This window comes from Rhodoferax sp. (assembly GCF_010365055.1).
Taxonomy (GTDB): domain Bacteria; phylum Pseudomonadota; class Gammaproteobacteria; order Burkholderiales; family Burkholderiaceae_C; genus Rhodoferax.
Map to the genome: position 1 here is coordinate 1 of NZ_JAAFHA010000022.1, position 25,972 is coordinate 25,972.

Sequence of the window (25,972 nt, forward strand, 5' to 3'; positions counted from 1 at the left end):
TTTCGTTTACATCAATGCAATGAATACCGCCTATCAAAAAATAAATCCAATACCTCTTGATTTGGTGGGAAGTCCCTGTAGAGGGCTACAGGCCTGTTTTGTATAAATTGTTGGGGGAAAGCAATGAATTCATCTGCAACTGAACCGCCCGCCCGTGTGGCCCTGTTTCAGAGCCAGGAGATACGGCGCACCCTGCACAACGACGAGTGGTGGTTTGTCATTACAGACGTGGTGGCGGCCCTGACGGATAGCGCCAACCCGGCGGACTATTGGAAGAAGATGCGCAGGCGTGACCCCGCTTTAGGCTTGGACAGCCAAGGGGGGGGACAATTTGTACCCCCCCTTGGGTTCAGCTTTGAGACGGCCGGTGGTCCGCAAAAGCTGCAGTGCTGGAATACGCAGGGTATTTTTCGCCTGATCCAGTCCATTCCCAGCCCCAGGGCCGAGCCGTTCAAGCGCTGGTTGGCCAAAGTGGGCAAAGAGCGGCTGGACGAGATTGAGAACCCCGAGCTGGCCATGGGCCGCATGCAAGACCTGTATGAGAAAAAGGGCTACCCCAAGGAGTGGATAGATAAACGCCTGCGCGGCATTGCCGTGCGCCAAGACCTGACCGATGAATGGAAAGCGCGCGGCGTGACCAGCAGCCAGGAGTTCGCCATTCTGACCAATGAAATCATGCAGGGCACTTTTGCACTCAAGGTAGATGAGTACAAGCAGGTAAAGGCCCTGGCCCGTGAGAACCTGCGCGACCACATGACCGACATTGAGCTGATCTTGACCATGCTGGGCGAGGCCACCACCACCAAGTTGCACCGTGATCGGGGTTCCAAAGGCATGACACCGCTCAAAAAGGATGCCAAAGACGGCGGTGCCGTGGCCGGGCGCACGCGCAAGGATATTGAAAAACAAAGCGGTAAGCCGGTGATATCGCCAGACAATTTCAAGCAGTTGGCGGCCAAGAAGGTGAAGAAAATCAAAGGCAGTGAGGGCTGATCATGACTAAAGCACCGGAGTTGAAGTTTCAAAAGCACATTGCAGATTTTCTGGTGCGGGTGCATCACTACGGCGTTCTTCAACAGGCTGACATTACCGATACCGAGCACAACATTGCCGAAGACCAGCTTTGGGCTTTTTTGACCGCCACGCAGGGGGATTCGCTCGAAAGATTGACCGCCTATGGAACCGATACACGCGACCAAGTGTTCAAAGCCCTGCGCAGTGAACTGGCCCACACGCCGCTGTGGATGCTGCTGCGCCACGGGCTAAAGGTGCGGGGGCTGGAGTTGCGCCTGTTTTACCCGCGCGCGCGCTCCAGCGAGAGTGCCGCTGCGCAAAAGTACGCGCAGAACCGCATCACGTTCAGGCCGCATTTTTACTTTGGCGATACCAATCAGGAGATTGATTTCGTCTTCTTCCTCAACGGCCTGCCCATCGTGGCGTTGGAGCTAAAGCACGAAAAGAACCAGACGGTGCATGACGCGGTGGCGCAGTTCACCCGGCGTGACCCCACGCGCAAGATTTTTCAGCACCCGTTTTTGTACCTGGCGGCCGATACCAGCGACGTGAAGGCCGCTACCGACCCGCGCCGGGAGGAGAACTTTCGCTGGCACAACATGGGGCTGACCAACCAGGCCACCAACGACTCTGAATACCCGGTAGAGTTTTTGTACCGCGAGGTGCTGGGGCCGGATGCGTTGATGGAGGCGCTGTCATTCTTCTTGGTGCGCGTGCCGCAGCGCGATGCGCAGGACGACAAGCCGGAGCGCGCTGCCTTCACGCTGTTTCCGCGCTACCACCAGAGCCGCACGGTGCACAAGGTGGCGCACAGTATTGCCGCGCACTTTGCCGATACGGGCGACATTGGTCGCAAGTACCTGATCAACCATTCGGCGGGCAGCGGCAAGACGCTGACCATTTGTTGGCTGGCAGACCGCTTGCATAGCTTGTTCAAGCCCGGCACCAGCGAAAAGCTGGTGGACATGGTGTTCATCCTGACGGACCGCAAGTCGTTGGACACCAATATTCGGGAAGACCTGGAGAACTTCACCCATTTGAAAGATGTGGTGGGGCTGGCGCGCAAGGCGGATGACCTGCCGCGCTTTATGGCGCAGCGCAAGTCGATCATTGTGACCACACAGCAAAAGTTTGCCTGGGTGCTGGACGAGACCAAAAACAATCCGGTGTTGAAGGCGCTGCGCGTGGCTTTTTTGATTGACGAGGCGCACCGCTCGCAAGAAGGGCAAATGGGCGCGGCCATTCGACTGCCGTTTCGCAAAGCGGATGAACCCGATGCCGAAGATGCTGCTGCTGATGATGATGCTGCCGACCCGCAGGAGCAAATCGCCAAGATCATTCGTGAGCACGACCTAAACCAGTTGATGGTGGCGTTCACCGCCACGCCTGCGCCTGCCACGGTCAATCTGTTTGGCGAGGCGTTTGACACCTACTCCGAGTCTGAGGCGATTGCCGAGGGCTACATCGTGGACGTGGCGGCCAGCATCATTTCCTACAAGACGCTGTACAACCTGCATTGCGCGGTAGTGCCCAAACCGCAGGATGAAGCGCGCTACCCGGCGGGCGTGGTGGCCAAGGCGCTGAAAAATGTGGCCTATCAGGACGACGGCTTGATTCAGTACAAGGCCGAGGTCATGCTGCGCATCTTTGAGAAAGACGTGATGCCGCTGATAGCCGGGCGGGCCAAGGCGATGATTGTGACCAGCTCCCGTGTGGCGGGGTTGCGCTACTTTGAAATCATAACGGCGAAGCTCAAAGAACGCGGCGCGGCCTACCGTGCGCTGTATGCGTTCTCGGACTTTACCCACCCCCAAACCAACGCCGCGATCACCGAGCATGCGCTCAATGGGCTTGCTGAGGGGGAGCTGATTGAAAACCGGTTTGAAGGGGATGACTACCGGCTGATGATTGTGGCCAGCAAATTCCAGACGGGTTTTGACCAGCCTTTGTTGGCGGGCATGTTTCTGGATAAAGGGGTAGTTGACCGCAATGCGGTGCAGACCGTGTCACGGCTGAACCGCTGCCATGAGGGAAAAGACAAGGTCGTGGTGGTGGACTTCACCAACAACGCCAAGGCCATTTTGAAGGCATTCATCAAGTACCGCAAAGGCACACCGTTTGAGCCGGAGGAGCCCGACCAGGCGCAGTGCCTGAAACTGTATGCCGAGGTGTTGGCGGCGGGGCTGTTCACGCAGAAGGACGCCGATGATTTGGGTAAGTTGTTGGCCGCTGGCACGGACGCGCAGGTGCAGTTTTTGGTCAATGCACTACGCACTCGCTTTCAGGCCCAGTGGAGCGACATGGAGGAACGCAAGACGTTCGTTTACCTGCTGGCCAAGTTGGTAAAAAGCTTTCACTTTCTTACCTGCTTTTTTACCTTTGATCAGCAGGTCGAAGAGTTGGCCAGGTTTGCAGAATACGTGGGGCCGCAGCTCTTCAAAGCAGGCGGCGTGTCGGAGTTGATGAAACAGATTCGGCAGACCGAAGTCATCAAAGCCAATGTTGTGTACCAGGGCGTTACCACCAGCGCTGGGCCGGTCAGGCTCAGACCTGGCAACGGCAGGCCGGGCGCTGGACCACCGCCGCTCAAGGTGTCGATTCAGGAAATGATCGCCAAGATTCTGACTACTTTCCCCATCACCAATGAGGAGGCCATTCTTATCAAGCAGGTGACCGAAGAAAAGGCCGCTGATCCGTTGATCCGCGAAACAGTGGTTGCGCACCGTTCAGACGGCATTTATCTGAATGGCGTGTACCGGGGGCAGGTGAATGGCGCAATCCAGACGGTCTATAACGACATGGGGCGCTTTGAGGAGCTGTCTGACATCAAGTACACCGATGTGGCCGGGATTTTTGACATCATGGCCATGACGGTGATTCAACACCATTTGCACGCTGCCGCTTAAAGCCATGGGCAAGACTATTGCGCAAATCCCCGAAGCCGACCGCCCGCGCGAGAAGTTGTTGCGCAAGGGGGCGTCGGCCTTGAGCGATCAAGAATTGTTGGCGGTGCTGCTTGGCAAAGGAAGCGCCACCATGGACGTCATGACTCTGGCAGCCAAGCTGGCACGGTTGGTGGACGAAAAGGGTTTGCATGTCACGGCGCAAGACCTGACGCAATTTGATGGCGTGGGTGACGCCAAAGCCACCTTGATTCTGGCGGCTATCGAGTTCGCTCGCCGCCGCATCAAACCCGAAGGCTCAAGGATCGAGGCGCCCGCCGACCTGCTGCCCCATGTGCGGCACTACGCTGACCGCAAGCAAGAGCACTTTTTGTGCGCCAGCATCAACGGGGCCAATGAGATTCTGAACATTCGGGTGGTGTCCATTGGCCTGATTGACCGCAGCCCGGTGCATCCACGCGAGGTGTTTGCCGACGCACTGGCAGACCGTGCGGCAGCCATCATCGTGGCCCACAACCACCCCAGTGGCGGGGTTGAGCCTTCGCACAGTGACAACCAGGTCACGGCCCAGCTCAAAGCAGCCGGTGAAATTTTGGGTATTGAACTGCTGGACCACATCATCTTCAACCGGGTGGAGTACTTCAGCTTTCTGGAGGCTGGGCGGTTGTGAACGGCGCTGGGGCTTTCGGTCTGTTTTCAAAATAGGTTCTCTATGAACACTGATGCACTTTTTTGCGCGTTGTCGCCCTCACGGATTTCCGAGTTAATCCGGTCAGCCCAACGAGCCGTCTGCTATGCCGGGCCAGGTATCCAGCTTGACTTGGCGCAGGCAATGGTCGAGGCGGCGGGGCGTTTGGGCAAAGAGATGCTGACCGTGAGTCTCGATTTTGATGACCGTGTCATGCGGATGGGCTATGGCGATGTGGGCGCGGTCACCCTATTGATTGACGCTGGCATTTCGGTACACAGCTCGCCAGGCTTGCGCACAGCGTTGGTTGTGGTGGACAACGAGGGCTACATTTTTACCCCCACTGCGCTTTACCTGGAAGCCGAACCCAGTGATGACGCAGCATCGAACGCGATTCGGATGTCTGGCGAACAAGTGGCGCAGGCTCTTGCGCGACTTTCCCCTTCAGCCAAAGTGATTGCTGTGGCCCAAGCCAAAACCCCTGAAGCAAAAAAGCAGATCGAAGCCTTAACCGTGGATGTTGTGTCAGCGCCCATCACCCAAGCGAAGTTGGCCGAGGTGACGACTAGTTTGAAGGAAGTACCACCAGTGCGCTTCGATCTAGCCCGGCAAGTACGGGTGTTTGAGCCGTATCTGCAATACGTTGAACTGAGCCTGACTGGCGCGGCCATCCAGCGTCACCGCTTGGCAATTCCGCCAAATATTCAGAAACTGGGTGGCAGCAAAGATTTGGAAAGCCGTTTGCGCACGACCTTTGAGTTGATTGAAAAGGGCAGCAAACTGTCTTCCAAACCTTTGGAGGACGCATTGAATGAGATACGTAAAAATTTCACGCCGTCGCTAGGCAAGGATCATGGGCGTGTGGTTTTGAAAGCAGCAAAACCGTATTTGGTCGAGCGATTGACAGAATTTCGTACCAAGCTGGATGCGCACCAAAAGACTGTTGCAGCCGACTTGCAAAAGCACCTTGACACTTCAAGGGATCAGATCGTTGCCTATTTCCAAGCGCTTGTCATAGAAACAAAGCCTGATGCGCTGCTCGGACAATCGCTTAACGGGGTGATTTCTACGGCGACAGCAAAAAAATGGCTCAATGGGGAGTTAGACCGTGTCTTCCCCAGTGCCGACGATTTGATACAGGAAATGAAGCTGGATGAGCGCTACAAAGACGTAACCTTTGAGACCTTGAATCGCAAGGACTTTCTGGAGTCCGTCAAAGACGCGTTCCCCAACGTGGATTGGGATAAAGCGTATTCGGAGTTCAAGGCTGCAGGGCAGAGCGAGTCAGAAGACCCGAAAGCAACATAGCTGTGAAAACTAGGATGCATCCGGGTTGTAGCCGATTGTGTGAACAACTTCGCATTGAGGATAAGTGGCATGCCTGACACAGTTTTTCAAAACGAGTTGATGCATGCCGCAGAACTCATTTTGCAGGCCGATGCGCTGGTGATTGCCGTCGGCACGGGCACGGGCAGGTCGGCTGGAGTCGAAGGCGGGACAATTGAATGTGACGCGGAAGAATGCATGATATGAACACCAGAAAGAAGACCGCACTCACCCCGCCAGCCAACGCCAAGAGCAGCCGGCTGAGCATGGATTTCACCGCGCTGGTGGCGGCCATCGGGCAGGTGCATGCGCAAAGCGCTGCCGCCGTCAGCCGCGCCATCAACACCACGCTCACGCTGCGCAACTGGGTCATCGGCTGGTACATCCGTGAATACGAGCAGCAAGGCGCTGACCGGGCTACCTATGGCGAAGCCATCATCAACCGGCTGGCCGAGGCCTTGGCGGCGCGCGGTATGCGCGACCTTGCCCCGCGCACGCTGCGCCAGTGCCGCCAGTTCTACACCGTGTACCCGTTGATTTGGCAGGCAGAGGCTGCCAAATCCCTAGCCACCCAGCTTGCGCCCCCAATATGGCAGGCACTGTCTGCCATCTCACCCGTTGCGCCCGCCGCGCCCGATAGGGCGACGGGCGGGGCAATGGCACATGCGCTGGCGGCGCCCATCGAGAAGCTGTTTACCACGCTCTCGTTCAGCCACCTGGCCGAGCTCATCAGCATTGAAGACCCGCTGAAACGTGCCTTTTACGAGATCGAATGCATCCGGGGCAACTGGGCGGTGCGCGCGTTGAAGCGCCAGATCGACACGCTGTATTTTGAGCGTTCTGCCCTGTCCAAAGACAAAGAGAAACTGGCGGCTATGGTGCGCCAGGGCATCGAGGCAGCAGAGCCCCGGTTGGCGATTCGGGACCCCTATATCTTCGAGTTTCTGGGCCTGCGGGCGCAAGATGCGGTGGCCGAGTCTGACCTAGAGGCTGCGCTGGTGGCCAATTTGCGCGAGTTTTTGCTGGAGCTGGGCCACGGGTTTTGTCTGGAGGCGCAGCAAAAAAGTATCCTCATCGGCAAGACGCGCAGCTTTGTCGATCTGGTGTTCTACCACCGTATTCTCAAATGCCATGTGCTGGTGGAGCTGAAGGTGGATAAGTTCACGCATGAGCACATCGGCCAGCTCAACACCTATGTTACCTGGTACCGCAAGCACATGATGATGGCGGGTGACAACCCGCCCGTGGGCCTGTTGCTGTGCACCGACCAGGACCACACGCTGGTCGAGTACGCCACCGCCAGCATGGACAACCAGTTGTTCGTCTCCAAATACCAGCTTGAGCTGCCTAGCAAGGAAGAGCTGCAGAAGTTTTTGGAAATCACCCGCAAAGAGGTTTTAGGCCCGCCATGACGCCAGACGGCACTCGCCACCCCTGTGGCCAGATAGACAAGTTGGCGCAACGCGCACGTTCTGCGTTACAGATTGTTTGAAAGGTATTCGGAGTTCAAGGCTGCTGGGCAGAGCGAAGCCAAAAGGTGATCACGCCGCTGTTAAAGTGGCCAGCCTTTGCCCCAGCGCATCGAACGCCTTGACTTGTTCAGCCTCGCGCCGATCCTGAATGTAAACGCCGCTCATGCCTTGCTTGATGTGGTTCTCGCATTCGTTGATCACATCGTTCGAGATGCCCAATTGACTCATGAGGGTGGACGCGGTGCGTCGCAGGTCGTGCGCGGTCCAGCGGCCACCTTCCAGCACCAGCGCATCAACTGACTTGGTTCTGTTTTGCAGGCGCGCGCTTTCGCTGCTTTGGCGGTCCGCCAGTTGCTTACCAAAAGACTTGATACACACAGGCCCCGTGCCACGGCTGTCGGAAAAGACCCAGGCCAGGGGCTCGCCGGTGACGCGATCCGCTTCGCGCAGGGTGGCCAACTCGGTGAACTGCTTTACGGCGAAGTCGCTCAGGTGGATCAGGTGATCGCGTTGGTTCTTGGTGGTGGGCAAGTACCAGGTGCGGGCTTGCAAATCAACAAGACCGAACTGCACTGCACCAGACTTTTGCGCCACGTTGTGCGCGTCCACCGTGGCCTGTAATGCTTGCTGCTGGGGTTTGGCATCGGCCCATACCGCACCCATCAGCTCGCCGATCCGGCAGCCGGTTGCCAGAATCAGCCAAAGCCCAAGGACGGTGCGTCTGCTGAGATTGGCGTTTGGCAGTTGCTTGACCAGTGCGGCCAACTCGTCGTTTGACAATACCCGGTCGCGCTTGATGTCTTTGCCGCCGACCTTGCGCTTGCTGATCAACTCAATCGGGCTGTGTTCGATGATTTCACGCTCGGCAGCGAAGCGAAACATCTGTTTGAGGTCAGCCAACAGCATATTGGCGGTGCGCAGCTTGCCCTCGGCCTTGACGGCATCCAGAATGGCGAGGATGTCGGCCTTGCGCACGTCCATCACGGCGATTTCACCTAAAGTGCCAAAAACCCGCCGGTCAAACTGCTCACGTACATACTGTCCGCCATCTTTGCGCCCGATGCGCTTGCCGTCACCGCCGACGTGCGGGGCCAGCTCGGTGGCAGCCCAGCGCTCGAACACTTGTTTGACGGTCAGCCGACGTTGCCGGTCCAGTTCGGCTTGTTGTTCGGCGGTTTCCGCAGCGCGTTTGTCTTTGTCCGCTTGCTGGCGCGCATCTTCGCTGGCTTGCAAGCGGTCTGCCTCGACTTTTGCAAAGTGCTGGCGCAGATCGCGTGCACCGTCTTTGTATTGTTTTGACCAGCTCGCAGCCTTTTCGCGAGCAGCAGCAAGGGTCAGATAGCCGTCTCGGCCTTTGGGATCGTAGGCACCCACCGCAAGGGTGTCGCGCTGGCCGGAGCTGGTGGTGTAGCGAAAATAGAAGGACCGCTCACCACCCGGTGTTATCCTGCCCAGGAAGCGGCCAGCACCGCGCGGAGCAGGGTCTGTAAACCACTGGTCTGCACCGTTCGGTTTGGACCCCATTTCTTTGTCTGTGATGATGCCCATGACTTACTTTCCAGTTGCCGTTCGGTTGCCGTTTCTCCCGGCTGGTTGCCGTTCGGTTGCCGTTTCTCACTGGCAGTCATTGTACATCTTGGGATGACATTGGACGCTAAGTTGTTGTAAGTTATTGATTTGTAACGATTTTGTTAAATAGTATGAACGCGGTTGAATCTAATAAAGCTATTTTTGTATTGACTACGAACCAAGGGGTAGTGGGTTCAATTCCTGCCAGCCGCACCAATAAAGCTAAGGGGTTACAGATTTAGGTCTGTAACCCCTTTTGTTTTTGAACTACGACGACCCGCTCGTCAACCGAATTTTATTAAGTAGATTGGCCTCCAGCCCTTACGCCGTAAGGACTGGTAGCTATTAAATTTATAATAAAAAAATCTTGCCCGGATTCATGATGTTGTTCGGGTCCAGCGCTTTTTTGATGCTGCGCATCATGTCCATCGCGCCCGCGCCGGCCTCGGTCACCAAAAAATCCATTTTGTGCAGTCCCACGCCGTGCTCACCGCTGCAGGTGCCGTCCAGCGCCAAGGCGCGTGCCACCAGCGCGTGGTTCAGTTTTTCGGCAGTGTCGCGTTCTTCGGGCTTGGTGGGATCGATCAGATAGCCAAAATGGAAATTACCGTCCCCCACGTGGCCGACCAGAAAGTACGGGATGCCGCTGGCGTCGGCCTCGGCCACCGAGTCGAGCAGGCAGTCGGCCAGGCGGGAAATCGGCACGCAGGTGTCGGTAGAAATGGCGCGGCAACCGGGCTTGGACTGGATGGCGGCAAAGTAGGCGTTGTGGCGGGCGGTCCACAGCCGCGTGCGCTCCTCCGGCGTGGTGGCCCACTCAAACGCATTGCCGCCGAATTCGCTGGCAATTTCCTGTACCGTTTCGGCCTGCTCTTTCACGCTGGCGGGCGAGCCATGAAACTCCATCAGCAGCAGGGGCTCTTCGCGCAGCGCGAGCTTGGCATAGGCTTTGACCATGCGCACGGTGTTGGCGTCAATCAATTCGACGCGCGCAATCGGAATGCCCATCTGGATGATCTGGATGGTGGTGCGCACCGCCGCCTCAATGCTCGGAAAGGAGCAGATCGCGGCCGAGATCGCCTCCGGTAGCGGATAGAGCTTGACAGTGACCTCGGTGATCACGCCCAGCGTGCCCTCGCTGCCGACCAGCAGGCGCGTCAGATCGTAGCCGGCGCTGCTTTTTTTGGCGCGGGTGCCGGTGCGGATGACGTCGCCGCTGGCGGTCACCACTTGCAGCGCCAGCACGTTCTCGCGCATGGTGCCGTAGCGCACGGCGTTGGTGCCGCTGGCGCGGGTGGCGCACATGCCGCCCAGCGTCGCATCGGCACCGGGGTCGATCGGGAAGAACAGGCCGGTGCTTTTGACCGCTTCATTGAGCTGCTTGCGCGTGACGCCCGCTTGCACCGTCACCGTCAGGTCTTCGGCGTTGATCGACTGCACCTGGTTCATGCGACTGACGTCAAGGCTGATGCCGCCCTGCACGGCCAGCAAATGGCCTTCGAGTGACGTGCCGACGCCGAAGGGAATGACAGGAACGCCGTAGTCGTTGGCCAACTTGACCGCGTCCGCGACGTCTTGCGTGTTTTCTGCAAAGACCACGGCTGCGGGTGGCGGTGCTTCGAAGGAGGACTCGTCGCGCCCATGCTGCTCACGCACGACCAACGCGGTGGCGCAGCGTTCGGCAAAGCGCGACTTCAATGCCGCGATAAACGCGTCGGGCACCGCGCGTTGCAGGATGGCCGGTGGCAGGGGGGAGTTCAGGGCGCAAGGGTTCATGGCTTCTTTCAATGGGTTGGGGACCGGCTTCGCTTCGCTACGGACGGTTCCGCAAGGTCAGTGGTCGGTATTTTGCTGCAACAATAGCTCAACTACAGGAGCTATTTCATGGGACAACGCCTGACACAAATTGCCACCCGCACCGGCGACAACGGCACCACGGGGCTGGGCGACAACACCCGCGTCTCGAAAAACAGCCTGCGTGTGCACGCCATGGGCGACGTGGACGAGCTCAATTCCAATATTGGTGTCTTGCTGTGCGAGACCATGCCAGAGAGCGTGCGCTCACTTTTGGTTGAAATCCAGCATCAGTTGTTCAACTTGGGTGGCGAGCTCTCCATCCCTGGTTTCGAACTGCTCAAGCCAGAAGCCGTACTGGCGTTGGACGCCGCACTGGCCGAGCACAACGAGGCCTTGCCACGGCTGCAGGAGTTCATTCTGCCGGCGGGCACGCGCGCGGCCTCCTTGGCCCACGTGTGTCGCACCGTGGCGCGTCGCGCCGAGCGCGCGGTGGTGGCGCTCGAAGGCCAGGAAGCCTTGAAAGACACGCCGCGCCAGTACCTCAACCGCTTAAGTGACCTGATGTTTGTGCTGGCCCGTGTGCTCAACCGCTACCGCACCGATGGCACGCAGGGCGATGATGTGTACTGGAAGAGCGAAAAGCTGGCGCAAGCGTCGGCCGATTGAACCGGGTTTGAGCCGATTCGCGCGTATCCTTCATCTTCATATTCAGTTTCATCAGCAGGACCCGTCATGACCAACACAATCCGGCGCATCGCCGTCAATACCGGCGGCGGCGACGCCCCCGGTCTCAATGCCGTCATCCAGTCGGTGGTGATTGCCGCCGCCAACCGGGGCTGGGAATGCTATGGAATCCGTGATGGATTCAATGGCATCTTGTTTCCCGAGCGCTACCCGGAGGGCGGCGTGATCCGACTGACACGCGACAAGGTGCGTGGCATTGGGCATCTGGGCGGCACCATTCTGGGCACCACCAACAAAGGGGACCCGCTGCATTTTCCGATCACCATGCCCGACGGCAGCACCCGGGAGATCGATCGCTCGGATGAAATTTTGACCTACTTTGCCACTCACCAGCTCGATGCCTTGGTGGCCATCGGCGGCGACGGCTCGCTCACCATAGCCAACGCCTTGCACCAGAAAGGCCTGCGCGTGGTGGGTGTGCCCAAGACCATCGACAACGACCTGGACAAAACCTTCACCACCTTCGGCTTTGACACCGCGGTCGCTTTTGCCACCGAGTGCCTGGACCGCCTGCACAGTACAGCCGAGAGCCACCAGCGTGTCATGGTGGTTGAGGTGATGGGGCGCTATGCAGGCTGGATTGCCCTGCACGCGGGCATTGCGGGCAATGCGCACGCCATTTTGATGCCCGAGATCAGTTTTGATTTGGAGCAGGTGGCGGCCAAAATTCGGGCGCGCGATGGCGAAGGGCGGCTGTATTCCATTGTCCTGGTGGCCGAAGGCGCGCGGCCCAGCGATGGGCACCGCGAGTTACTGGCGCCCGCTGAGGGGGGCCATGCGGAGCGCTTGGGCGGCATTGGCGAGCGCATCGGCCAGGCGCTGGCCGAGCGCACCGGTAAAGACACGCGTGTGGTGGTGCTGGGCCACCTGCTGCGCGGTGGCAGCCCCACCGCGTTCGACCGGCTGGCGGCTCTGCGCTTTGGTGCCGCTGCGGTACGAGCGCTGGACGCAGGGCATTCCGGCATCATGGTGGCGCTTGGCCTGAGCGGCGTCGATTACGTTGCACTGGCAGAAGTGGCGGGTCGCATGAAGGCGGTTCCGCTGGACAGCGACACGCTGCAAACCGGGCGCGATCTGGGGATCTGCTTTGGCGATTGAACACCGTTCAATGATGGATTTCAGTCAAAAAGCCACTTGACTTTGCGATTGGTTGTGAACCTAATTTGCTGCAAAAATAAGAGCTACTCAGGCTTATTTGACAGGGGCTAGGGCCATATTTCTTATATAAATTGCAGAAATAGACGGTCGTGGGCCTGTCAATGCATTGACCCACGCCGCAGATCAACTGATCTGCGGCGTGGCTCCTTGTCTGCTTGAGCTGACGAAACGCCCGTCAGCTTGCCTGCCCTACTTGCCGAACATCATATTGGGCAATGCCAGCGTGATTTGCGGCACATAGGTGATGAGCACCAGGAAGGTGAGCAGCACCATCAGCCACGGCATGGCGGCGCGCGTGACCTGCACCAGGTTCATGCCGGTGACTCCGGCGGTGACAAACAGGTTCAGCCCCACTGGCGGCGTCACCATGCCAATCTCCATGTTGACGACCATGATGACGCCCAGGTGGATCGGGTCGATGCCCAGCTTGGTGGCGATCGGGAACAGGATGGGCGCCAGAATCAAAATGATGCCGGTGGGTTCCATGAAGTTGCCTGCCACCAACAAGATCAGGTTCACCACCAGCAAGAACATCCACGGTGCCATGCCCATGCTGACAATCTGCTCGGCGATGACTTGCGGAATGCGCTCGGTCGTGAGCACGTGGGCAAACAGCAAGGCATTGGCCACAATGAACATCAGCATCACGGTGGTGCGGGCGGCCTCCAGAAACACATGAGGCAACTGCTTGGCGCTCAGATCCCGGTAGATGAACACGGCGACCACCAGGGCGTAGACGGCTGAGACAGCTGCCGCTTCCGTGGGGGTGAAAATGCCGCCATAAATGCCGCCCATGATGATGACCAGCAGCGCCAGCCCCCACATGGAGTCCTTGAAGGTGCGCAACACCTCGGTCACGCTGGCCTTCGGGGGCGGCTTGACTTTGAGTTTGCCTGCCCGCCACCACACGGCCACCATCAGCATCAAGCCCAGCAATAGCCCTGGAACGACACCGGCCATGAACAGTCGCCCGACAGAGACCTCCGTCACGGCGGCATAGACCACCATCACGATCGACGGTGGAATCAAAATGCCAAGGGTGCCCGCGTTGCAGATCACACCGGCGGCGAACTCCTTGGGGTAACCATTCTTCACCATGCCGGCGATCACGATCGAGCCAATCGCCACCACCGTGGCCGGGCTGGAACCCGACACCGCGGCAAACAGCATGCAGGCCAAAATGGAGGCAATCGCCAGTCCGCCGCGCAGGTGGCCGACCGCCGCAATGGCAAATGCCACCATGCGCTTGGCCACGCCGCCGGTGGACATCAAGGCCCCGGCCAGCACGAAGAACGGAATGCTCATCAGGGTGTAGTGTTCACTGGTCTCGAACAGCTTGATCGACATCGAGGCGAGCGAGTCCTGCGAGAAGAAAAAGATGGTGATCAGGCTTGACAGCCCCAGGCTGATGGCAATCGGCATGCCAATGGCCATGCAGAAGAACAGGCAGGCAAATAGAACCAGGGTATTCATGAGGGAGCCTCTTCTGACTTGAGTTTCATGGCTTCGGCCGCTTCGTCAGCCAGGTGCAGGCTGTCAGTCTTGCCGGTGAGGAGCCCCGAAAAGATCTGTAAAAAACGCCATCCCGTGAGCACATAGCCCAGCGGCATCACCGCGAGCACCTGCCAGCGCTCAATCGGCATGTCTTCGAATTCAATGCCGACCTCGCGCATTTTGAGCACGTAATGGCTGGCACCGGCCAGCACAAAACCGATGTAGAGCAGGCTCAGCAACACCGCCAGGATCGACACCGCACGGCGCGGTTGCGGCCCGAGCATCTTGACCAGGGCATCCACGCCAATGTGGGAGCCGACCCGAACGCCGTAAGAAATGCCTACAAAAATCATGACGGCAAAGAACACGGTCGTGAGCTCTAGCGCCCAGGAAAGGCCGCTGTTGAAGACATAGCGCATCACAACCTGCGCAAAAGTCAGTGCCGTCATGGCCAGCAGCATGAGGGAGATGATCCACTCTTCCAGTCGATCAAGAATTTTCATATTGACACTCCAAAAAAACCCCGGACAAGCCGGGGCGGTCTATGCATTTGAAGCGGGGGTTTACTTGTTGGCCTTGAGGGCGGCAGCCATCAGGTCTTTGCCGATGTCGCCTTCAAACTTTTTCCAGACCGGCTGCATGGCGGTGCGCCAGGCCTTCAGGTGCTCTTTGCTCATGGGCAGCACTTTGGCCTTGTTGTCGGCGATGACTTTGGCGCGGAAGGCCATGTCTTCATCAAAGGCCACCTTGTTGCCGAACTTGATGGATTCATTCATGGCTTCGGTCAAGCCCTTTTGAATGTCCGGGGGCAGGCCGGCCCACCACTTGGCGTTGCCGATCACCATGTAGTCAAGCACGCCGTGGTTGCTGTCCATGACGTACTTTTGCACTTCGTGGAACTTCTTGCTGTAGATGTTGGACCAGGGGTTTTCGGTGCCATCCACGACACCGGTTTGCAGCGATTGATAGACCTCGGCAAAGGCCAGCTTTTGCGGGTTGCCGCCGACGGCCTTGAATTGCTCTTCGAGCACGTCGGACGCTTGAATGCGGAACTTCAGCCCTTTGGCGTCAGACGGCATGCCCAGCGGCACGTTGGCCGAGAGTTGCTTCATGCCGTTGTGCAGGTAGCCAAAGCCCATGATGCCTTTCTTGGACATGGAGGTGAGCAGCGACTGGCCCTCCTTGCTGGCCTGGAAGCGGTCCACGGCGCCAATGTCGTCAAACAAGAATGGCAGGTCGAAAATCTGGATTTGCTTGGTGTACTTGCCAAACTTGGCCAAGGATGGCGCAATGATCTGCACATCACCGAGCAGCAGCGCTTCCATTTCCTTGCCATCGCCAAACAACTGGCTGTTGGGGAAGACTTGAATCTCGACCTTGCCTGGCAGTTTTTTCTCAGCGAGTTCCTTGAACTTGATGGCGGCCTGTCCTTTGGGTGTGACGTCTGCGACCACGTGGCTGTACTTGATGATGAGCGGGGCAGCGTGAGCAGCCAGGCCGAAGGCCAGTAAAACGCCAGCAGCGACTAAGTTCAATTTCATGAATGTCTCCTGAATAATTTAAAAAAAACCAACGAGCGAAGGTTAAGGCGCCGTTAAGAGCGGGGCAACTGTGGTGTTCAACAGCTAGGGTTAACCCGAGTGACGCTGCTTCAAGGCCTGGCGCAGTTCGTCCACCCAGGGCAAACCGATGCGCTGTGCCAGCGCCTGGTGCACCGGTTCAACGGCTTTGGCCAAGCGCGCGCGCTGAGCCGGGGTGAGGGTGTGGATGCGCGTGGTGCCGGCTTCGCGCAAAGCCGCCAGGGCCTTGTCGTTTTGCGTGTCGGCAATCAGGTTGCCAAAGGCGAGCGCGTCGTGCAGCGCCTGCCCAATCAAGCTGCGGTCGTCATCGCCCAAGCTCATCCAGAGGCGTTGATTCGCCACCACCGCATAACCGAGGTAACCATGCTCGGTCAGGCTCAGGTCGGTTTGCACCTGATGCATGCGCTGGGTCCAGAAGTTGGACACCGGGTTCTCGGTGCCGTCCACCACGCCGTTGGCCAGGGCGCGGCGGGTTTCACTGAAGGCGAGCGTGACCGGGCGTGCCCCGAGCGCGCGCATTTGCGCCGCGATCACGCGCGATGCCTGCACCCGCATGCGCAAGCCGACAAAATCGGCTGGTGCCAGCAACGGGCGGTTGGCACTCATCTGTTTGAAGCCGTTGTCAAAGTAACCCAGGCCCACCAGCCCCTGGTGGCTCAGGCGCGCCAGCAAACGCTGGCCCAGTCGGCCCTGGGTGATGCGCCGCACATCGGCCACGCTGTCAAACAGGAACGGCAAGTCGAACAGCTCGAACTCGGGGAAACCGATGCGGCCAAACTTGGACAGCGAAGGCGCCAGCAAGTCCACCGCACCCAATTGCAGGGCCTGCATTTCGTCGTGGTCGCCATAGAGCTCGGCATTGGGATAGACCTGGACCTGGATACGTCCGCCCGAGCGCTGCTGCAGCAGCAGTTTGAAGCGGTTGGCCGCCAGGCCCTTGGGGGTTTCTTCGGCCACCACGTGCGAAAGGCGCAGCGTGATGCCCTGGGCCGGCGCCGCCCTCAAGGATGATGATGCCAGCGCGGCGGCGCTCAAGCCACGCAGCCACTGACGGCGACCAGTCGGCGGGAGGCAGGCAGAAATGGCGGGAGGCGGCATGCTGGCTATTATGCGAGGACTTGATGGAACAACCCGTGACCAGAACCGAGCCTTTGCCCACTGATCAGACGCGCGACTTTGCCTTGCTGCAACAGTTGCCGCCGGGGCATGTCAGCCGCAGCCGGCGCACGCTGTTTTGGCTGCTGGGCTTGCTGCTGCTGCTGGTGGGTGCGGTGGTGACCCTGGTGCTGTACCTGAATAATTTTGAGGCCGAAGAAGAAACCCGCCGGCGTGCCGCGGATGCGCAGTGGCTGGAGCAAAGCGTGCAGTTTCACTTTCGCCGCCTGGAAGACGACTTGCTGGTGCTGGCCCGCCAGACGGTGCTGGGCGACGCCAATGCCCCGCACCAGAGGGCCAAGACGCTCGAAGTCCAAGGCGGCCTGCTGTGGCGTGAGCCCGGCGTGGTGTTGTCGCATGGCTGGCTGGCCGCTGGCCTGACGCACGATGCCAGGGTGGGGCCGGAGCGCTGGCAACTGGACTGGACTGCCCACCCGGCCAATGCGCAGGCGCTTGCCACCATGCAAGACACCACGCGCGGCCTGCGGCGCTCCGCCTACGCCGGGCTGATGCAGCAGGCCGATGGCTCGTTCACGGATGTGCTCTGGCTGGCGGTGCCGTTTTTTGACCGGGGCCAGTTTGTCGGCAATTACCTGGCGGCCTTGTCGCTGGAGCGCGCGGTGCGCTCCCTGGTGCCGGCCTGGTTCGCGCAAGGCCACAGCGTGCGGCTGGTCGTCGACGATATGGGTCCAATTCCCGTCTCGGCGTCTGCTGATCATCCGTACCGGGCCAGCATGAATTTGCCCGGGCCAGACTTGTTCTTGGAAGTGGCCCCGATCGGCGAGCAGCCGACCACGGTGCCGCGTATCTTCTTTCTGGTGGCGCTGTTGTTCCTGGCGGGGATGCTGACGAGCCTGGTGGCGCTGCGGCGCGATTTTGTCAAACGCCAGCAGGTGCAGGCGCGTTTGCAGGCCGAGGTGGCCTTGCGCACTGCCATGGAGAATTCGGTCACCATCGGCCTGCGCGCCTGGGATCAGCACGGAAAAATCTTGTATGTCAATCAGGCGTTTTGCAGCATGGTGGGCTATGCGGCGAGCGAACTGGTGGGCAGGTCTGCCCCGCTGCCGTACTGGCCCGCTGACCAGGCGGATGAACTGCAACTGGTGCATCGCGACGTCATCACGCAGGGAACGCAAGGCGACGGCGTGGAGCTGCAGTTTCAACACCGCAACGGGCCGCTGCTGGATGTGCTGATTCATGAGGCCCCCCTGACGACTGCCGACGGCGAGCAGCTGGGCTGGATGAGTTCGGTGCTGGACATCAGCGAGCGCAAGCGTGCCCAGCGCATGGCCGCATTGCAGCAGGACAAGCTGGAGGCGTCAGGTCGGCTGGTGGCGGTCGGGGAGGTGGCCTCCACCCTGGCGCATGAGCTCAATCAGCCCCTGGGTGCGCTCAGCAGCTTCGCCAACGGGCTGCTCAATCGCCTGCGCGGGGGCAACATCACGCTCGATGAGCTGGAGCCGGTGGTGACCCGCATGGCGCGCTTGGCAGAACGCGCGGGCGGCATCATCAAGCGGGTCAATGCCTTTGCGCGTCGCCGTGAATTGTCCCGTCAGCGCCTGGAACTGGTGGCCGTTCTGCGCCGTGTTCTCGCCAGCATGGGGGACGTGCAGAGCGGCCAGGTGTTGCTGGTGAACAAGAGCCAATCGATCTGGATCGACGCGGATGAATTGATGCTGGAGCATCTGATCAACAACCTGGTGGCCAACGCCCTTGACTGGGCGCATCGGGGCTCGGGATTGGCCCAGGTGCGCGTTGAGGTCGATGGCGACCGGCGCCAGGGTCTGGCCAGTCTGGTGGTGGCTGATTCCGGCCCAGGGGTATCGGACGACGACCGTGAAACGATTTTCAATGCATTTTTCAGCACCAAGGAAGGCGGCATGGGCATGGGGCTGGCGATCTGCCGTTCGATTGTGGAGGCCCACCATGGGCGTATCGAGGTCGGACGTGACCCCGAATTGGGCGGCGCCCGCTTTGTGGTGTGGCTGCCGCTGGCCGATGGTCCCGCCGTGGCGTCCACGCTGCCCACCCCGCTCGTTGCCCCAGGAGTCCCATGAACCAGGCCGCTATTCATATTGTTGACGACGACCCCGACATTCGGGATGGCCTGGCCTGGCTGTTCGATTCCCGCGGCTACCACGCGGCCACTTGGGACGGTGGCCTGGCCTTTCTGGACGCTGCGAAGGCGTTGCCGGGTCAATGGGGCCACGCCGTCGTGCTGCTCGATGTCCGGATGACACCCTTGTCGGGCCTGGTGACGTTTGAGCGGCTCAAGGCGCTGGGCTGTCCCTGGCCGGTGTTGTTTTTGACCGGCAACGGCGACGTTGGCATGGCAGTGGCGGCGGTCAAGAGCGGGGCCTGGGACTTCCTGGAAAAGCCGTTTCAGGACAATGAGCTGGTCGATCGGGTGGAGCAGGCGCTGGCGGCGGCATCCATGATCATCGACACGGATCTGGAGTTGCATCGTCTCAAGCAGGCGCTGGTCAGCCTGAGTCCGCGTGAGCGCGAAGTGCTCGATGAGCTGATTCGCGGGCACTACAACAAGAACATTGCGGACCATCTCGGCATTACCCCGCGCACTGTGGAGTTTCACCGCGCGCACATTTTTGAAAAGATGGGCGTCAGCTCGGCGGTGGAGCTGGCGCACAAGCTAGGTCGTCTGCAGCCGATGTCGGTCAACCTGCCGCCCCTGTGATCGCGCCCGCCCGAGCCGATGCGCGCCTCTACGGGGCCTGATCCGACGAACAGCAAGTACACTGCGCGGCCGTTCAACAAGAAGCACCGCCGGTGCCGCGTCTGGGCCAGATACGGCGGTATGCCAGAGAGATTTCAGTATGTTCATGTTTTCCCGCAAGGCCCTGGCCCTGCTGATGGCGGCTTTGTGCACGTCAACCCTGTCGTTTTCACAAGCCGTGCCAGCGCCGATCAAGATCGCGATGATCGAAGGCCTGAGCGGCCCGTTTGCCAACACCGGCGAGGCGGTGTTTCGCAACCTGATCTGGGCGGTGGAGCGCGTCAATGCGCGCGGCGGCATCAAGCTTGCGGCTTCTGCCGATTCGACCGCGGGCAATCGCCCATTGGCCATTGAGCGTTACGACAGCAAGGGCCAGAACGAGGAGGCTCTGACGGCACTCAAATCGGCCATTGACGACGGCGCGCAATTCATCGTGCAGGGCAATTCATCGGCGACGGCCGCCGCGCTGATTGATGCCATCAACAAGCACAACGAACGCGTGCCGGGCAAGCGCGTGCTGTTTTTGAACTACTCGGCGGTCGATCCCATATTGACCAACGAGAAATGCAGTTTCTGGCACTTTCGATTTGACGCGCATGCCGACATGCGCATGACCGCATTGATGGAGCTTCTGAAATCGGACAAGGACCTGAAGAAGGTCTACCTCATTGGCCAGGACTACAGCTTCGGTCATGCCGTGGCGCAGGAAGCCAGGCGCCAACTCGGGGCTTTGCGTCCGGATGTCGAACTGGTGGGCGACGAACTGCACCCGGTGGGTCGCGTGAAGGACTTCTTGCCTTATGCCGCCAAAATCAAGGCCAGTGGCGCGCAGGCGGTCATTACCGGCAACTGGGGCAACGACCTGACGCTGCTGGTCAAGGCGGCGAAAGAAGTCGGCTTCGAGGGCAAGTTTTACACCTTCTACGGCAACGCGCTGGGTGCGCCAGCGGCGATTGGCGATGCGGGCATTGGCAAGGTGGTCGCCGTGGCCGACTGGTTGCCCAATGTGGCCACAAAGCAAAGCGAAGCCTTTTACCAGTCCTTCCGGCAGCGTTTCCCGAAGCCGGCCGACGACTATGTGCACATGCGCATGCAACTGATGGTGGAGTCCCTGGCGCAGGCGATCGAGAAAGCGGGGACTACTGATTCAATAGCTGTTGCGGTCCAGTTGGAGCGGGCTAGCGTCACTTTTGGTGGACAAACCGGGACGATGCGAGCGCTTGACCACCAGTTTCAACAGCCGCTGGTGGTGGGCGTGATGGACCGGCAAGGCGCGCCCGGCGTGAAGTTTGATGTCGAAGGTTCGGGCTACGGCTTTCGGGTGGTCAAAAGCATTGCTGCCAGCCGCGCCGAGTTGCCCACCACCTGCAAAATGCAGAGACCTCTGGAATAAACGAAGCGGGGAGGGGCCGCCTATCTGTGGCCAAGACCGGCATGAGGGGGCAGTTTGGCGGGCTGGCTATAATCCAAGGCTCTGCAAATTGCAGCAGTGCACGTCAGGGGCAGTTCCAGCGCCTGACGCAAGTTCACATCAAACAGGAAATAATCATGATCGCATCCAGCATTAAAGCCGCTGTCGTTAAAGACAACGCACGTCAAGCCGGCGATACCGGCAGTCCCGAAGTTCAAGTTGCGCTGCTGACCGCCCGCATCAATGAACTCATGCCTCACTTCAAGACCCACGCCAAAGACCACCACGGTCGTCGTGGTCTGCTGCGCATGGTGAGTCGTCGCCGTAAGTTGCTCGACTACCTGAAGTCCAAAGACGCTGACCGTTACATTGCCTTGATCGCCAAGCTGGGTCTGCGCAAGTAATCGTTGAATCAAATGATGAACGCCTGAGTTAGGTTACTAGCTCAGGCGTTTTTTACTTCGGAGAAGCTGAAAGCGGAGCGAAGCTGTGTCATTCCAGATGAATTCGATTTGAATTTCCCTGGAATGGCATCGTGTTCTGTGAGGCGTAATCCGGGCTCGGGCGAGGTGGCCTGCACTTCCCAAATTGACCAGGAGATAAAAATGAGCATATTCAACAAAGTTACGAAGACCTTCCAATGGGGTCAAAACACCGTCACCATGGAAACCGGCGAAATCGCGCGGCAAGCCAGTGGTGCCGTGCTGCTGGACATGGATGGCACCGTGGTGTTGGCCACGGTCGTTGCCAAGACCGAAGGCAAAGCCGGTCAGGACTTCTTCCCCTTGACCGTGGACTATCTCGAGAAAACTTATGCGGCAGGCAAGATTCCGGGAAGCTTCTTCAAGCGCGAAGGCCGTCCCAGCGAGTTTGAAACGCTGACCAGCCGCTTGATCGACCGTCCGATCCGTCCGCTGTTTCCAGAAGGCTTCTTCAACGAAGTGCATGTCGTTGTTCATACGCTGTCCTTGAACCCTGAAGTGGACGCGGACATCGCTGCCTTGATCGCAGTCAGTGCCGCGCTATCCGTCAGCGGCATTCCCTTTAGCGGCCCGATTGGCGCCGCCCGTGTCGGTTACATCAATGGCGAGTACGTGCTCAATCCTGGTCAGACTGCCCGCAAAGATTCCGTCATGGACCTGGTAGTGGCCGGGACCGAAGCCGCTGTGCTGATGGTCGAATCTGAAGCCAAGCAACTGAGTGAAGAAATCATGCTCGGCGCTGTGGTGTTCGGTCATGAGCAGGGCAATATCGCCATCAACGCGATTCACGAACTGGTGCGTGACGCCGGCAAGCCGGTGTGGGACTGGAAAGCGCCCGCCAAGAACGAGCCACTGATTGCCAAAGTTGGCGCGCTGGCCAGCGAAAAACTGGCTGCGGCCTACCAGATTCGCAACAAGCAAGCCCGTACCCGCGCCTGCCGCGAAGCGTACGCCGTCGTGATGGCTGACCTGAAACTCGACGGTGTTCCGTTTGACAGCGTCGCCGTTGAAGGCATGTTGTTCGATATCGAAGCCAAGATTGTGCGCAGCCAGATTCTGGCTGGCGAGCCGCGCATTGACGGTCGCGACACGCGCACTGTGCGTGCCATCGAAATTCGCAACAGCGTGCTGCCCCGCACCCACGGTTCGGCCTTGTTCACGCGCGGCGAAACCCAGGCGCTGGTGGTTACCACCCTCGGTACCGAACGCGATGCCCAGCGCATTGACGCCCTGGCTGGCGACTACGAAGACCGCTTCATGCTGCACTACAACATGCCTCCGTTTGCCACCGGCGAGACCGGTCGCGTCGGTACGCCCAAGCGCCGCGAAATCGGCCACGGCCGACTGGCCAAGCGCGCCCTGATGGCCGTGCTGCCAAGCAAAGAAGAATTTCCGTACACCATGCGTGTGGTGTCTGAAATCACCGAATCCAACGGCTCCTCGTCGATGGCCTCGGTCTGCGGCGGCTGCCTGTCCTTGATGGACGCTGGCGTGCCCATGAAAGCCCACGTGGCGGGTATCGCCATGGGTCTGATCAAGGACGAAAATCGCTTCGCCGTGCTGACTGACATTCTGGGTGACGAAGATCATCTGGGCGACATGGACTTCAAGGTCGCGGGTACCACCAACGGCATCACCGCGCTGCAGATGGACATCAAGATCCAGGGCATCACCAAGGAAATCATGCAGGTCGCCTTGGCGCAGGCCAAGGAAGCGCGCATGCACATCCTGGGTAAGATGCAAGAAGCCATGGCCGAGGCCAAGACCGAGGTGTCCGACTTCGCGCCGCGCCTGTTCACCATGAAGATCAATCCGGACAAAATCCGCGACGTGATCGGCAAGGGCGGCTCTGTCATTCGCGCACTGACCGAAGAGACCGGTACCCAGATCAATATCGACGAAGACGGCACCATCACCATCGCGTCAAGCGATCCGGCCAAGGCTGAAGAAGCCAAGCGCCGCATCCAGCAGATCACGGCAGAAGTTGAAATCGGCAAGATCTACGAAGGCGCGATCACCAAGATTCTGGATTTTGGTGCCTTGGTGAATTTGCTGCCGGGTAAAGACGGCTTGCTGCACATCAGCCAGATCGCACACGAACGTGTTGAAAAGGTGACAGACTATTTGTCCGAAGGTCAGATCGTCAAAGTCAAGGTGATGGAGACGGACGAAAAGGGTCGCATCAAGCTGTCCATGAAGGTGTTGCTGGACCGTCCGGGTCAGGGCGGCCCTGAGCACGCTTGATGGTCTGTTTTTTGATATGAAGTTGATAGCACCTTGTGCATATAACACGGGGGCTAGCGCCTGAAATGATCATGAAAGTCATCGAAATATCCGCTTTTGGTGCCCCCGACGTTTTGCGTCTGGGTGAGCGTCCCATGCCGGTGCCTGGCGCGGGTGAACTGCTCATTCGCGTGGCGGCCAGCGGGGTCAATCGGCCGGATGTGCTGCAACGCACGGGCAACTACCCGGTGCCACCGGGTGCCTCGGATATTCCGGGGCTGGAAGTGGCAGGCGCGATTGAACGCGGTGATGCGCAGGAATTGGCGCGCTTTGGCTTCAAGCTGGGTGAGCGCGTTTGTGCGCTGGTCAGCGGGGGCGGCTATGCCGAGTTTTGCGTGGCACCGGTGGGGCAGTGCCTCCCGGTGCCAGCCGGCCTGAGCGACGTTGAGGCGGCTTCGCTGCCAGAAACGTTGTTCACGGTCTGGAGCAATGTGTTTGAACGGGCGCAATTGAAGCCGGGTGAAACCTTGTTGATTCAGGGTGGTTCCAGTGGAATTGGCGTCACCGGTATTCAGCTGGCCAAGGCGCTGGGTTCCCGCGTCATTGTGACGGCGGGCAGCGACGAAAAATGTGCTGCTTGCCTGGCCTTGGGTGCCGACTACGCCATCAACTACAAGACGCACGATTTTCAGGACGAGGTCAAGCGGTTGACCGGCGGCCAGGGAGTCAATGTCATTCTTGACATGGTCGCTGGCAGCTATGTGGCCAAGGAAATCGAATGCTTGAGTGAGGATGGTCGCCTGGTAATCATTGCCGTGCAGGGTGGCGTCAAGAGTGAGATCAACGCGGGTCTGGTGCTGCGTCGACGGCTCACGGTGACGGGCTCGACCTTGCGGGCACGACCGGTTGCTTTCAAGTCGGCCATAGCACAGGCGCTGCTGAAAAGTGTCTGGCCGTTGATAGAGTTGGGTCGCATCAAGCCGGTCATTCACAGCACATTTGCTGCGCAGGACGCATTCAAGGCACACACCTTGATGGAGTCCAATTTGCACATCGGGAAAATTGTTTTGACTTGGGGTGTGGCATGAAGAAAAAGCTGATTGCAGGCAACTGGAAAATGAACGGCAGCCTGGCTGCCAATGAGGCCTTGGTGAAAGGTCTGCTGGCTGGTCTGGGGTCGCCAGCCTGCCAGGTCGCGTTGTGTGTGCCATCGGTTTATCTGGCCCAATGCCAGGCGCTGGTGGCTGGCAGCGCCATTGGTTTGGGTGCGCAGGATCTGTCCCAGCATGAGGCAGGCGCCTTCACGGGCGAAATCTCGGGTGCCATGCTGCAAGAATTCAGCGTGCGTTATTGCATCGTTGGTCATTCCGAACGGCGTCAATATCACTTTGAAACGGATGCCCTTGTTGCAGCCAAAGTGCAGCGGGCGTTGGCCTGTGGCATCACGCCCATTGTTTGTGTCGGCGAGACGCTGGCTGAGCGCGAAGCTGGCAAGACCGAAGAAGTGGTCAAGCGCCAACTGGCGGCGGTGATCCACGTCAATGGCCATTGCATTAGCGAGGTCGTCGTCGCCTACGAGCCGGTGTGGGCCATCGGAACGGGCAAGACGGCCAGCACCGAGCAGGCGCAGCAAGTGCATGCGCTGCTGCGGCAACAGTTGCAGGCCGCTTCCAACCAAGCGGATCGCATTCAGATCATTTATGGGGGCAGTATGAATGCGGCGAACGCCGCGCAATTGCTGGCGCAGCCCGATATCGACGGTGGACTGGTGGGGGGAGCCGCACTCAAGGTTTCTGATTTTTTATCAATTATTGCTTCTGCTTGCTGATTTCAAGCATAGGCGGCTATATATCTAGGAGTATTCAATGAACGCTTTATTAACTATTCTTCTCGCTGTGCAGATGATTTCTGCGGTTGTCATGGTGGGTTTGATTTTGGTGCAACACGGCAAGGGCGCAGACATGGGCGCAGCGTTTGGCAGCGGCGGTTCGGGCAGTCTTTTTGGTGCCAGCGGGAGTGCAAATTTTCTGTCGCGCACCACGGCTGTGCTGGCCACGGTGTTCTTTGTTTGCACCTTGCTGCTTGCTTATTTCGGCACGGTGCGGCCAACGGTGAGTTCGGGCAGTGTGCTTGATGGTGCCGCAGTTTCAGTACCTGTTCCGGTGGTCGTTCCGCCCTCAGTGCCAGCGTCTGGTGCGGCACAAATTCCATCGAAATAATCG

The 25,972-nt window shown here is 59.2% G+C and carries 22 protein-coding genes; 16 read left to right on the forward strand and 6 right to left on the reverse strand.

The annotated features are described in order from the left end of the window. The first annotated feature begins 123 nt into the window (after positions 1-123). The 6 genes from GZ093_RS07395 (at position 124) to GZ093_RS07420 (ending at position 7,343) form a co-directional block, all read left to right on the forward strand. On the forward strand, positions 124-993 hold the full coding sequence (locus GZ093_RS07395; protein ID WP_296484218.1) for a Bro-N domain-containing protein: 870 nt from the start codon (positions 124-126) through the stop codon (positions 991-993). Between the two features lie 2 nt (positions 994-995). Continuing rightward, on the forward strand, positions 996-3,920 hold the full coding sequence (locus tag GZ093_RS07400; RefSeq protein ID WP_296484221.1) for a DEAD/DEAH box helicase family protein: 2,925 nt from the start codon (positions 996-998) through the stop codon (positions 3,918-3,920). Between the two features lie 4 nt (positions 3,921-3,924). Then, complete coding sequence (radC, locus tag GZ093_RS07405) at positions 3,925-4,587, forward strand: DNA repair protein RadC (protein ID WP_296484223.1); 663 nt, start codon at positions 3,925-3,927, stop codon at positions 4,585-4,587. A gap of 42 nt (positions 4,588-4,629) precedes the next feature. Continuing rightward, complete coding sequence (locus tag GZ093_RS07410; protein WP_296484225.1) at positions 4,630-5,913, forward strand: hypothetical protein; 1,284 nt, start codon at positions 4,630-4,632, stop codon at positions 5,911-5,913. A gap of 69 nt (positions 5,914-5,982) precedes the next feature. Beyond that, on the forward strand, positions 5,983-6,138 hold the full coding sequence (locus tag GZ093_RS07415) for a hypothetical protein (RefSeq protein ID WP_296484227.1): 156 nt from the start codon (positions 5,983-5,985) through the stop codon (positions 6,136-6,138). After that, positions 6,135-7,343: a PDDEXK nuclease domain-containing protein gene (locus GZ093_RS07420; RefSeq protein WP_296484229.1), complete on the forward strand. Its 1,209-nt coding sequence runs from the start codon at positions 6,135-6,137 to the stop codon at positions 7,341-7,343. Before GZ093_RS07415 ends, GZ093_RS07420 begins: the two co-directional genes overlap by 4 nt. A gap of 129 nt (positions 7,344-7,472) precedes the next feature. Here GZ093_RS07420 and GZ093_RS07425 read toward each other — a convergent pair whose 3' ends face one another. Further along, positions 7,473-8,951 (reverse strand): integrase family protein, encoded by a 1,479-nt coding sequence (locus tag GZ093_RS07425; RefSeq protein ID WP_296484233.1) that lies wholly within the window; start codon positions 8,949-8,951, stop codon positions 7,473-7,475. 372 nt (positions 8,952-9,323) lie between these two features. Further along, positions 9,324-10,748: an FAD-linked oxidase C-terminal domain-containing protein gene (locus tag GZ093_RS07430; protein ID WP_296484235.1), complete on the reverse strand. Its 1,425-nt coding sequence runs from the start codon at positions 10,746-10,748 to the stop codon at positions 9,324-9,326. Positions 10,749-10,856: 108 nt separating this feature from the next. On the opposite strand from GZ093_RS07430, the gene GZ093_RS07435 reads away from it, so the two are divergent. Beyond that, complete coding sequence (locus tag GZ093_RS07435) at positions 10,857-11,435, forward strand: cob(I)yrinic acid a,c-diamide adenosyltransferase (protein WP_296484238.1); 579 nt, start codon at positions 10,857-10,859, stop codon at positions 11,433-11,435. A 66-nt stretch (positions 11,436-11,501) separates the two neighbouring features. Then, entirely contained in the window at positions 11,502-12,611 is a 1,110-nt protein-coding gene (locus GZ093_RS07440) for an ATP-dependent 6-phosphofructokinase (protein ID WP_296484241.1), read from the forward strand. Between the two features lie 249 nt (positions 12,612-12,860). Here the strand turns inward: GZ093_RS07440 and GZ093_RS07445 are convergent, their stop codons facing one another. The 4 genes from GZ093_RS07445 to GZ093_RS07460 form a co-directional block, all read right to left on the reverse strand. Continuing rightward, the gene (locus tag GZ093_RS07445; protein WP_296484246.1) at positions 12,861-14,144 is read right to left on the reverse strand and encodes a TRAP transporter large permease subunit; all 1,284 of its coding nucleotides are present in this window, start codon (positions 14,142-14,144) and stop codon (positions 12,861-12,863) included. Further along, positions 14,141-14,668, reverse strand: a complete 528-nt coding sequence (locus GZ093_RS07450) for a TRAP transporter small permease (protein ID WP_296484249.1) — start codon at positions 14,666-14,668, stop codon at positions 14,141-14,143. The genes GZ093_RS07445 and GZ093_RS07450 overlap by 4 nt, the downstream gene beginning before the upstream one ends. 60 nt (positions 14,669-14,728) lie before the next feature. Next, positions 14,729-15,706: a TRAP transporter substrate-binding protein gene (locus GZ093_RS07455; RefSeq protein ID WP_296484252.1), complete on the reverse strand. Its 978-nt coding sequence runs from the start codon at positions 15,704-15,706 to the stop codon at positions 14,729-14,731. Positions 15,707-15,796: 90 nt separating this feature from the next. Next, positions 15,797-16,843, reverse strand: coding sequence for a DctP family TRAP transporter solute-binding subunit (locus GZ093_RS07460; RefSeq protein ID WP_296484254.1), 1,047 nt, complete (start codon positions 16,841-16,843; stop codon positions 15,797-15,799). A 35-nt stretch (positions 16,844-16,878) separates the two neighbouring features. On the opposite strand from GZ093_RS07460, the gene GZ093_RS07465 reads away from it, so the two are divergent. From GZ093_RS07465 to secG, 8 genes are all read left to right on the forward strand, one after another. Next, on the forward strand, positions 16,879-18,957 hold the full coding sequence (locus GZ093_RS07465; RefSeq protein WP_296484256.1) for a PAS domain S-box protein: 2,079 nt from the start codon (positions 16,879-16,881) through the stop codon (positions 18,955-18,957). Further along, positions 18,954-19,595: a response regulator gene (locus GZ093_RS07470; protein WP_296484258.1), complete on the forward strand. Its 642-nt coding sequence runs from the start codon at positions 18,954-18,956 to the stop codon at positions 19,593-19,595. The genes GZ093_RS07465 and GZ093_RS07470 overlap by 4 nt, the downstream gene beginning before the upstream one ends. A 175-nt stretch (positions 19,596-19,770) precedes the next feature. Continuing rightward, the gene (locus GZ093_RS07475; RefSeq protein WP_296484313.1) at positions 19,771-21,027 is read left to right on the forward strand and encodes a branched-chain amino acid ABC transporter substrate-binding protein; all 1,257 of its coding nucleotides are present in this window, start codon (positions 19,771-19,773) and stop codon (positions 21,025-21,027) included. Positions 21,028-21,182: 155 nt separating this feature from the next. Then, positions 21,183-21,449, forward strand: a complete 267-nt coding sequence (gene rpsO / locus GZ093_RS07480; protein ID WP_296484260.1) for a 30S ribosomal protein S15 — start codon at positions 21,183-21,185, stop codon at positions 21,447-21,449. 201 nt (positions 21,450-21,650) lie between these two features. Continuing rightward, positions 21,651-23,771 (forward strand): polyribonucleotide nucleotidyltransferase, encoded by a 2,121-nt coding sequence (gene pnp, locus GZ093_RS07485; RefSeq protein ID WP_296484262.1) that lies wholly within the window; start codon positions 21,651-21,653, stop codon positions 23,769-23,771. A gap of 71 nt (positions 23,772-23,842) precedes the next feature. Beyond that, positions 23,843-24,838, forward strand: coding sequence for an NAD(P)H-quinone oxidoreductase (locus GZ093_RS07490; RefSeq protein WP_296484264.1), 996 nt, complete (start codon positions 23,843-23,845; stop codon positions 24,836-24,838). Then, on the forward strand, positions 24,835-25,578 hold the full coding sequence (gene tpiA / locus GZ093_RS07495) for a triose-phosphate isomerase (protein ID WP_296484266.1): 744 nt from the start codon (positions 24,835-24,837) through the stop codon (positions 25,576-25,578). The genes GZ093_RS07490 and tpiA overlap by 4 nt, the downstream gene beginning before the upstream one ends. 37 nt (positions 25,579-25,615) lie before the next feature. Continuing rightward, positions 25,616-25,969, forward strand: coding sequence for a preprotein translocase subunit SecG (gene secG, locus GZ093_RS07500; RefSeq protein WP_296484268.1), 354 nt, complete (start codon positions 25,616-25,618; stop codon positions 25,967-25,969). The last annotated feature ends 3 nt before the right edge of the window (positions 25,970-25,972 follow it).

Bases quoted from the DNA above. Each gene is read 5' to 3' on its own strand.
- radC (WP_296484223.1), top strand. From the start codon at position 3,925: ATGGGCAAGACTATTGCGCAAATCCCCGAAGCCGACCGCCCGCGCGAG.
- GZ093_RS07470 (WP_296484258.1), top strand. From the start codon at position 18,954: ATGAACCAGGCCGCTATTCATATTGTTGACGACGACCCCGACATTCGG.
- GZ093_RS07410 (WP_296484225.1), top strand. From the start codon at position 4,630: ATGAACACTGATGCACTTTTTTGCGCGTTGTCGCCCTCACGGATTTCC.
- GZ093_RS07490 (WP_296484264.1), top strand. From the start codon at position 23,843: ATGAAAGTCATCGAAATATCCGCTTTTGGTGCCCCCGACGTTTTGCGT.
- GZ093_RS07400 (WP_296484221.1), top strand. From the start codon at position 996: ATGACTAAAGCACCGGAGTTGAAGTTTCAAAAGCACATTGCAGATTTT.
- GZ093_RS07425 (WP_296484233.1), bottom strand. From the start codon at position 8,951: ATGGGCATCATCACAGACAAAGAAATGGGGTCCAAACCGAACGGTGCA.
- GZ093_RS07445 (WP_296484246.1), bottom strand. From the start codon at position 14,144: ATGAATACCCTGGTTCTATTTGCCTGCCTGTTCTTCTGCATGGCCATT.
- GZ093_RS07455 (WP_296484252.1), bottom strand. From the start codon at position 15,706: ATGAAATTGAACTTAGTCGCTGCTGGCGTTTTACTGGCCTTCGGCCTG.
- GZ093_RS07420 (WP_296484229.1), top strand. From the start codon at position 6,135: ATGAACACCAGAAAGAAGACCGCACTCACCCCGCCAGCCAACGCCAAG.
- GZ093_RS07475 (WP_296484313.1), top strand. From the start codon at position 19,771: ATGGCGGCTTTGTGCACGTCAACCCTGTCGTTTTCACAAGCCGTGCCA.
- rpsO (WP_296484260.1), top strand. From the start codon at position 21,183: ATGATCGCATCCAGCATTAAAGCCGCTGTCGTTAAAGACAACGCACGT.
- GZ093_RS07450 (WP_296484249.1), bottom strand. From the start codon at position 14,668: ATGAAAATTCTTGATCGACTGGAAGAGTGGATCATCTCCCTCATGCTG.
- GZ093_RS07435 (WP_296484238.1), top strand. From the start codon at position 10,857: ATGGGACAACGCCTGACACAAATTGCCACCCGCACCGGCGACAACGGC.
- GZ093_RS07460 (WP_296484254.1), bottom strand. From the start codon at position 16,843: ATGCCGCCTCCCGCCATTTCTGCCTGCCTCCCGCCGACTGGTCGCCGT.
- GZ093_RS07415 (WP_296484227.1), top strand. From the start codon at position 5,983: ATGCCTGACACAGTTTTTCAAAACGAGTTGATGCATGCCGCAGAACTC.
- pnp (WP_296484262.1), top strand. From the start codon at position 21,651: ATGAGCATATTCAACAAAGTTACGAAGACCTTCCAATGGGGTCAAAAC.
- GZ093_RS07440 (WP_296484241.1), top strand. From the start codon at position 11,502: ATGACCAACACAATCCGGCGCATCGCCGTCAATACCGGCGGCGGCGAC.
- GZ093_RS07395 (WP_296484218.1), top strand. From the start codon at position 124: ATGAATTCATCTGCAACTGAACCGCCCGCCCGTGTGGCCCTGTTTCAG.
- tpiA (WP_296484266.1), top strand. From the start codon at position 24,835: ATGAAGAAAAAGCTGATTGCAGGCAACTGGAAAATGAACGGCAGCCTG.
- GZ093_RS07430 (WP_296484235.1), bottom strand. From the start codon at position 10,748: ATGAACCCTTGCGCCCTGAACTCCCCCCTGCCACCGGCCATCCTGCAA.
- secG (WP_296484268.1), top strand. From the start codon at position 25,616: ATGAACGCTTTATTAACTATTCTTCTCGCTGTGCAGATGATTTCTGCG.